General features: G+C 49.4%; 1 protein-coding gene. It reads left to right on the top strand.

The features are described 5' to 3' along the window. Nucleotides 1–201 precede the first annotated feature (201 nt). Nucleotides 202–1125 carry a UDP-3-O-acyl-N-acetylglucosamine deacetylase gene (lpxC, locus tag HMPREF2959_RS07580; RefSeq protein WP_002216134.1) on the top strand — a complete coding sequence of 308 codons (924 nt, stop codon included), beginning with the start codon at nt 202–204 and terminating at the stop codon, nt 1123–1125. Nucleotides 1126–1260 lie beyond the last annotated feature (135 nt).

Below are 1260 nucleotides of genomic sequence, written 5' to 3'. Positions count from 1 at the left end.
TTTCGGACGGCATTTTTTGCGTTTTTCGGGAGGGAGGCGGGTTCGTCGCCTTGTCTTGATTTTTGTTAATCCACTATACATTTTTATGCGGCTTACGTATTGAAAACGGATACATTGGCAAATACTATGGAAAAACATAGCTTGTTTTTCCGGTTTTATCGTATTATTCCAAAACTTACCCCATTGATAAGGGAGCGGTTTATGCTGCAAAGAACTTTGGCGAAATCCATCAGCGTTACCGGAGTCGGGTTGCATTCAGGCGAACGCGTCGCGCTGACCCTGCACCCCGCGCCTGAAAACAGCGGGATTTCCTTCCGACGCACCGATTTGGACGGCGAGATGGGCGAACAAATCAAACTGACCCCTTATTTGATCAACGATACCCGCCTTTCCTCCACCATCGTTACCGACAAAGGCGTGCGCGTCGGCACAATCGAACACATTATGTCCGCGCTGTCCGCCTACGGTATCGACAACGCGCTGATTGAGCTGAACGCGCCCGAAATCCCGATTATGGACGGCTCCAGCCTGCCGTTTATTTACCTTTTGCAAGATGCGGGCGTGGTCGATCAAAAGGCGCAAAAGCGTTTTTTGAAAATCCTCAAGCCTGTCGAAATCAAAGAAGCGGGCAAATGGGTGCGCTTTACGCCGTATGACGGCTTTAAGGTAACGCTGACCATCGAATTCGACCATCCGGTTTTCAACCGCAGCTCGCCCACTTTTGAAATTGATTTCGCCGGCAAATCCTACATCGACGAAATCGCGCGCGCGCGCACTTTCGGCTTTATGCACGAAGTGGAAATGATGCGCGCCCACAATCTGGGTTTGGGCGGCAATTTGAACAACGCCATCGTGATTGACGACACGGATGTCCTGAATCCTGAAGGCTTGCGCTATCCCGATGAGTTTGTGCGCCACAAAATCCTTGATGCCATCGGTGATTTGTATATCGTCGGACATCCGATTGTCGGCGCGTTTGAAGGCTACAAATCGGGACACGCCATCAACAACGCACTCTTGCGCGCGGTTTTGGCAGACGAAACGGCTTACGACCGGGTGGAATTTGCCGACAGCGATGATTTGCCCGACGCATTTCACGAGCTGAACATCAGAACTTGTGGATAACGCTTTCTGTTTTTTCCGGTAAATTCCTAAAACTTAAAATTTCATCATTCCTACAAGGACAAAAAACCAAAACAGCAACCTAAAATTCGTCATTCCCACGGAAGTGGGAATCCAGAATCCCAGACTTTCAGATAA

It is taken from the genome of Neisseria sp. HMSC070F02 (assembly GCF_001814225.1).
Classification (GTDB): Bacteria; Pseudomonadota; Gammaproteobacteria; order Burkholderiales; family Neisseriaceae; genus Neisseria; species Neisseria meningitidis.
Note: the sequence above shows the minus strand (reverse complement) of the source record. Positions and strands in the feature narration are given on the sequence as shown.